This is a genomic window from Fulvivirga kasyanovii (assembly GCF_009711405.1).
Classification (GTDB): domain Bacteria; phylum Bacteroidota; class Bacteroidia; order Cytophagales; family Cyclobacteriaceae; genus Fulvivirga; species Fulvivirga kasyanovii.
Genome location: NZ_SMLW01000355.1, coordinates 1 through 6,853 on the forward strand (window position 1 = coordinate 1; position 6,853 = coordinate 6,853).

The following is a 6,853-nucleotide window of genomic DNA, read 5'->3' on the forward strand; positions in this document are numbered from 1 at the left end:
CTTTTTAATGTTTTACCTATGAGGATCTTATCATTCAGTTTATTGCTGATTTTAATAATATCTGCTTGCGATTCAAGTAAAAAACCAGATGAGAAAGCATTTCTGGAGAGCCTGGATTCAACAAAAATTGAAGGCCCGGCCATCTCAGAAGAAGTAATCAGCAGCATTATACAGCAAATCCCATCTCCTCTGGAGATATCAGTGTTGCTACGTGAGTCAGGAACAAAGTATGACAAAAGTCTGCTTAACTCTCCGGACAACATATCCAAATACAACAGCAACTACCGCAAAGCATTGAACCTAGGTATTTATGGAACTGACCTGGGTTACACCAACATTTATGAGCAAAATCAGGATGGTCTGGACTACATGACCGCTATTAAGGAGCTTGCTGACGGATTAAGCATCGGGCAGTTTTTTGATATTGAGACTATCGGTCGTCTGGCAACCAACAGCAAAAACCTTGATTCGTTGCTGTTAATCACCACTCAGAATTTCAACAGCATTAACCACTACCTGCAGGAGCAAAACCGTGCAAACCTGAGTGTGCTTTTGCTTACCGGAGGCTGGCTGGAGGCTATGCATATCACTTGTCAGGTATCTGCTAAAGACCCTTCCAATAAAGAGCTACAAGAAAAAATTGGTGAGCAAAAAATCATTTTAGAGAATATAGTACTGCTTTTATCCTTCTACCAGGAAGTTGATAAAAATATGGCATCACTTTTGGAGGACATGCAAAAGCTGCAGGAGCAGTATGAGTCTATAAAAATCATTAAGACTTATAAAGAATCGACATTTGAAATTGTGGATGGAGTAATGGTAATTAAAGACAACAGCTCAAGTGAGATCCAAATCACTCAGGAGAATGTCAATAACATTAAGGATGTAGTTAACTCCATCAGAAAAAAAGTAATCAGTTAAGAGGAAAACATGCGTAATATGAAAAAGGCAATTTATTCAGTTTTTGTTGTGGGTTTATTTTTCCTGTTATCGGGTGGTTCTGCAAAGGGCCAGTGCAATCCGGAACAATATACAGATGCCTGTATCCCTAAATTAGCTTCAGGTTTCAACTTCCTGAAAAGCTACAAGATTGATGGTCAGGGAGGCTCTAAAACCAAGGTGGAATACTCTTACGTATTTACCAAAGGCACTCAATACATGATCAATGTATGTGCAACAGGTGAAAGCACAGATGGCATCGTCGTTTCATTATTTGACAGCAACAGAAACCAGGTGGCAAGTAGTAAACTAAACGGACAGTTTATTTCTGCAATTGCATACCCTTGTAACACTACAGGTATCTATTATATTCAATATACTTTCGACAACAGCACTCAGTTCTGTGGTGGAAGTGCCCTTGGTTTCAAGAGATAATATTTAATTAAAAACTTTATAGAGGCAGGTTTCCCAGCGAGACCTGCCTTTTTATTTTTCCCAATATGAGACAGAAGAGTGTCAATTTTGGATTTGAGGCAAGATATTTCCAGTCCGCAGAAATTACTGCCGATACAAAAGAGCTAATTTTCGTTATACATGGCTATGGCCAGCAAGCCAAGTACTTTATTCGCAAATTTGGTGCCCTGGAAAATGATAAAACCTGCATAATCGCACCTGAGGGGCTTTCCAGGTTCTATCTGGAAGGCTTTAGCGGCAGAGTAGGTGCAACATGGATGACAAAAGAAGAAAGGCTCACCGACATCAAGAATTACATCAATTACCTTTCTGCGGTACACCGGCAGCTTACCTCGGGGAGAGAGACGTTAAAAACGTCTATAATCGGCTTCTCGCAGGGCGCAGCAACAGCCTCCCGCTGGGCTGCCATGAGCCAGATACCATTTGATAAACTAATCCTATGGGCAGGCATATTCCCTCCGGATATGGACTTTGAAAGGGCTTCTCATGAGTTTTCTGACAAAAAGATATATTATGTCTATGGCACAGAAGATCCTTTCCTTACCAAAGAACGCATGGATGAAATGAAGGAACTCTCCAGAAAGCTGGAAGTAACACCTACGATTATACCCTTTAAAGGTGGTCACGACATTAGCGACTCACCTCTTAAGCAAATTTTTCTATGATCGTTTTACAAGGGTAGAACTGGCCTGATCTGTTGGGAATATAACCAGATCACTGATGTTAACATGTGAAGGCCTGGTCACCACAAAAAGAATGGTCTCTGCTATGTCTTCGGGGGTCAGCGGTGTCATCCCTTTGTAGGTACTGTCCGCCTTTTCCTGGTCTCCTTTGAAACGCACCATAGAGAACTCAGTTTCTACAAGCCCGGGGTTAATAGCAGTCACTTTTATACCGTACTGGTTCAGGTCTAATCGCATACCATTGTTGATGGCATCGACAGCATGCTTGGATGCACAATAGACATTACCATTAGGATAAACTTCTTTCCCTGCTATTGAGCCTATATTGACCACATGACCACTTTTACGCTCTACCATGCCTGGAATAATAGCCTTAGATACATACAACAGTCCCTTTACATTAATATCGATCATGGCATCCCAATCGTCTACATTTCCCTGATCTATAGGGGACAAACCATGTGCATTGCCTGCATTATTGACCAATACATCTATCTGCTTCCAGTCCGCAGGCAACGAACTGATGGAAGCCTCAACTGCGGCTCTGTCTCTTACATCAAAGGATAAAGAAATAACTTTGCATGAAGCTTTAAGCTCCTCTTCTAACTGCTGGAGCCGCTCTTCCCTCCTTCCACATATTATCAGATTAAAGTTGTTTCTGGCCAACACTCTGGCTGTTGATAAACCAATCCCAGAGGTAGCTCCTGTAATAAGTGCGGTACGTTTTGACATTTATTGAAAAAGGAAATAAAGTGTTATGGTATTTGTATTCAACCTGTCTATGCCTGCGCTAAATTCATTTTGACCTGAACCAAGCATATTTTGGATTCCCCTTGAAAACCTAATTTCGGGTGAAAACTTGAATAATGGGTAATATAAATCTACACCAAAACCAACATCCAAAGACATATTAAATTCCTTAATATCCAGATTATCATCACCTACTGATTCGACATCATTTTTACCTGATGCTTCCAACCCTGGTTTAACACCTCCTACAAAATACATCCTGACATTACCTCGTCGCTCCGATTTATATTTCAACAGGATAGGCAGCTCCACAACAGTAGTTTCCACTAATTCATTGATCACAGGTAGATCCAGCCTCTGATACTCCAGAGAATGCTCATAAAAGGCTACGGTAGGAAGCGCCCTGATATCCAGAAAGTCTGCCACCCTCATATTGACTATAAAGCCCAGGGAAAAGCCTCCGGACCAACGGGGGGAAATGGAATATAATGAGTCCAGCGATCTGCTTACGAACGCATCGGAATACTTTAATTGATATGCAGAAGTATGGAGCCCTATTAAGAATCCATAGCTGATGAACCTGTCATCATAATTAGGGTTATTGATACCTACCTGGCGCTGCGACAATGCCGCGGAAGAGCATACCAGCACGATCAGTGCCGATAATATTACTTTACTCCAGTGTATATTGAACTTACGCCAAATGTTAGGGGCTTGCATTGAGTATTTTTAAAACCTACTTTTTCTAATACTTTCAAAAAACTTTCACCGTCAGGAAAAGCCTGTACTGATTCGGGTAAATAAGTGTAAGCTGCCCTGTCTTTCGAAACCAATCTACCAATTTTAGGTAAAATTGCTTTAAAGTAAAAGTTATATATGTTCTTAAATGGGAATTTTGATGGTCTTGAAAATTCGAGGATAACCGTTTTACCTCCCGGTTTAAGTACCCTGTACATATCAGCCAGTCCTTTTTCCAGGTTCTCAAAATTCCTTACACCAAAAGAAACGATAACGGCATCGAACTTATTGTCATCAAACAGCAGCTTTTCAGAATCGCCCATTTGGAGTTCAATTTTATCATCAAGCTTTCTTCTCTTGAGTTTTTCCCTGCCCATATTGAGCATCCCCTCACTTATATCAACACCAATCACCTTATCAGGATTTAACTTGAGTGCTTCAATAGCAAAATCTCCGGTACCGGTAGCAATGTCTAGTATAAGTTTCGGCTGATCCCGCTTAAGCAAACCAATGGCTTTATTCCTCCAGAGAATGTCTATACCCAAGCTCAGAAAATGATTTAAGAAATCATACTTCTTGCTGATGCTGTTGAACATTTCAGCTACCTGCTCCTTTTTACCTGTCTGCTGTTCTTTATATGGTACTACCGCCATTGTCTCTTTGCAATTAATAACCCTGATGAAAGGGCTTTGTTTAAACTGCTGCAAATATCCTATATCCGGTTAGTAATTCCTAATAAAGGCCCCTGTTTGCAAAGGAGCACCATGAAGGATGGGTGCGAATTACTAGGGAAATACGAAAAGGTACCTTTTAGTGGCAGTTAGCAAAGGAGCTGACAAACCAGAATAATCATGGGTAATAGGTGAAGACTACGATTCAGCGCTTCGCATTGCAAGCTATTCGACTCTGTCTGGACGAGATTGTATGAGAAAAAGAAAAGGCTGTTTCAAGCCTGGCTTAACCATTTTTGAAACAGCCTTTAAATTCTTTACTTATTCTGGCTTATTTACCGCCAATAACTTTGAACTCTACCCTCCTGTTCAACTCTCTGCCTTCTTTTTCATCATCGTTGCTAGCCAAAGGCCTTTCCTCTCCGTAGCCTACCGCAGTAACCCTTCTGGCGTCTATACCTTTCTTTACGAGGTAATCTTTCACTGCGTTGGCACGTCTCTGAGACAGCATCTTATTATAGTCTTTTGAGCCAATATTATCAGTATGTCCGGATATTTCAATCTCCATGCCAGGGTTCTGTGCCATCATAGTCTCCAACTTGTTCAACTCATTGTAAGACTCATCTTTAAATGTAGCCTTGTCGAAGTTAAAATAAATATTACGGAGAACAGACCTGGTACCGATTCTTAATTTCTGCAGATCCACTGTTCTGTTTATTGTCTGAGGCTTTGTTGTGGGTTTTACAGCTATATCCAGGTTCTGGAACACATAACCATCCTTCTCCACAGACAACCTGTATGTCTTGGCATCAGGAGTAGTGACTTTAAACTGATATGAGCCTGTACCATTGTTGCTTTTCCCTGCCATTACATTATCTGACAAGCTTTTTAAACTCACTTTAGCATCTACAGGTTGTTTGTCTTCATCCAGAACGGTTACATTGACGGTTACAGGCTGCAGTTGCGGTTTAACCTCCTGCTTGACTTCCTCTTGCTTAACTTCCTCCTCCTTAACTTCCTCTTGCGTAACTTCTTCCTGTGCTACCTGTTCCTCCTGTTTGGTTTCTTCCTGTTTTACTTTATCTATCTTTCTGCCATTGTCTTCAGGCTCTTTTACTTCCTCTTTGTCCACTTTTTTAGAAGCCACTGTCTCTCCTATCTTTCCATCCTTAAGGATCGTAACCATATAGATATCAGTATATCCCAAACCATCCTCTCTAACGGATGCATAGTACCCGCGTTTTCCATCTTTGGTACTTACAAAATAAATATCATCATCCGGTGTATTGATCGGGTACCCCAGGTTTTCAGGTTCGCTCCATTCATTGGCAGCACTGTCGTATACGGATTTGAAGATATCATAACCTCCCATACCCTTACGGCCCTGACTACTGAAATAGAGTGTTTTGCCATCATAGTCAATAAACGGTCCATCATCGTCATACGAGGTATTGATTACCGGCCCGAGATTTTTAGACCTGGCCCATTCACCATTTCTGTCTTTTATACTATAGTAAATATCAATACCACCCTGACCACCTGGCCTGTCACTGGCAAAAAACAAGATGCTTTGGTCTGGAGATATGGAGACGGCATTCTCTTTGAAGCCTGACGAGTTGATGTTTTCACTAAGTGGGTGTGGGAAAGTCCAGCTATCATCCTCTTTTCGTTCCGACACATAGATGTCACCGTTATTATCATCCTTGTAAAGGAATAGCTGGTTACCATCCGCGGATAGTGCCAGGCTGGATCCGTGGTAAGGTGTATTAATAATTTCCCCGATGTTCTGTGCCGGCCCCCATTTGCCATTTTGCTTTTTCGATATGAAAATATCCTCAAAAGGTTTGTTGTCCCTGTCCACGTTTTGGTTGAGGTTACCTTCTTTTCTTCTGGAAGTGAATATCATCGTGGTTTCGTCCTCATTCAATACAGGGGCATACTCTTCATATTCTGAGTTAATAGCATTCCCAACATTGACAATGGAATAATGCGCGGGGTTGGCTACAAATTCAATGGCATTTTCGCACTCATAGATCCTTCTCTCTACTTCGGGCAATTCCGTACGGTCCCTGCCCCTGTAACCATCATGTTGTATTAACTTGGCCTTATATTGATTGTAATATGCCAGAGCCTTCTCGAAGTTCATACCATACTGGTAACTTCTACCTATCCAATAGGTTATATCAAAACGATATTCCGGATTCAGCTCCAGTACTTTGAGGAAATATTTTACTGCACGGTCTTTTCCTACAGTCCTGATGTGAAAATCACCAGCCATGTAGTTGGCCTTGATATTGGTAGGGTCTGCCTCTACAGCCTGTACATACATCTCACGGGCCTGATCCATGGCCTGAGTAGCAGCCATAATTTCTTCGGCCGTCAAAATGAGGTCTTCGGCCAACTTCTTATTCTCCGGACTTACTTGAGAAAAACCTTTTAATGTAAAACAGAGAAAAAATACAATAAAAAATAAAAACCTAAGCCGTTTATACATTTTGTGATGATATTTGCTGCTCAATTTAAAAATATTTAAGTTAAAAAAATAGCAGTGTATTAAATGCGTAAAACCTTTATTCAGTTATTAATTAACAATTATAA

Annotated in this window: 7 protein-coding genes; 3 read left to right on the plus strand and 4 right to left on the minus strand. The window is 41.0% G+C overall.

Features of this window, described 5'->3' with window-relative positions; translation table 11 throughout:
• The 3 genes from E1163_RS03715 to E1163_RS03725 all read left to right on the plus strand — a co-directional run.
• The coding region (locus E1163_RS03715) for a hypothetical protein (RefSeq protein WP_343033738.1) at positions 1-921 on the plus strand (921 nt) is incomplete at its 5' end.
• A gap of 18 nt (positions 922-939) precedes the next feature.
• Positions 940-1,374, plus strand: a complete 435-nt coding sequence (locus tag E1163_RS03720) for a hypothetical protein (RefSeq protein WP_155169583.1) — start codon at positions 940-942, stop codon at positions 1,372-1,374.
• Positions 1,375-1,439: 65 nt separating this feature from the next.
• Entirely contained in the window at positions 1,440-2,078 is a 639-nt protein-coding gene (locus E1163_RS03725) for an alpha/beta hydrolase (protein ID WP_155169585.1), read from the plus strand.
• Here the strand turns inward: E1163_RS03725 and E1163_RS03730 are convergent.
• The 4 genes from E1163_RS03730 to E1163_RS03745 all read right to left on the minus strand — a co-directional run bounded on the left by E1163_RS03730 (position 2,073) and on the right by E1163_RS03745 (position 6,749).
• Entirely contained in the window at positions 2,073-2,828 is a 756-nt protein-coding gene (locus tag E1163_RS03730; protein WP_155169586.1) for an SDR family NAD(P)-dependent oxidoreductase, read from the minus strand. The two genes, E1163_RS03725 and E1163_RS03730, sit on opposite strands and share 6 nt — an antisense overlap.
• On the minus strand, positions 2,829-3,566 hold the full coding sequence (gene porT / locus E1163_RS03735; protein ID WP_155169587.1) for a type IX secretion/gliding motility protein PorT/SprT: 738 nt from the start codon (positions 3,564-3,566) through the stop codon (positions 2,829-2,831).
• Complete coding sequence (gene ubiE / locus E1163_RS03740; protein WP_155169588.1) at positions 3,515-4,237, minus strand: bifunctional demethylmenaquinone methyltransferase/2-methoxy-6-polyprenyl-1,4-benzoquinol methylase UbiE; 723 nt, start codon at positions 4,235-4,237, stop codon at positions 3,515-3,517. The genes porT and ubiE overlap by 52 nt, the downstream gene beginning before the upstream one ends.
• Before the next feature lie 349 nt (positions 4,238-4,586).
• The gene (locus E1163_RS03745; protein WP_155169589.1) at positions 4,587-6,749 is read right to left on the minus strand and encodes an OmpA family protein; all 2,163 of its coding nucleotides are present in this window, start codon (positions 6,747-6,749) and stop codon (positions 4,587-4,589) included.
• Positions 6,750-6,853 lie beyond the last annotated feature (104 nt).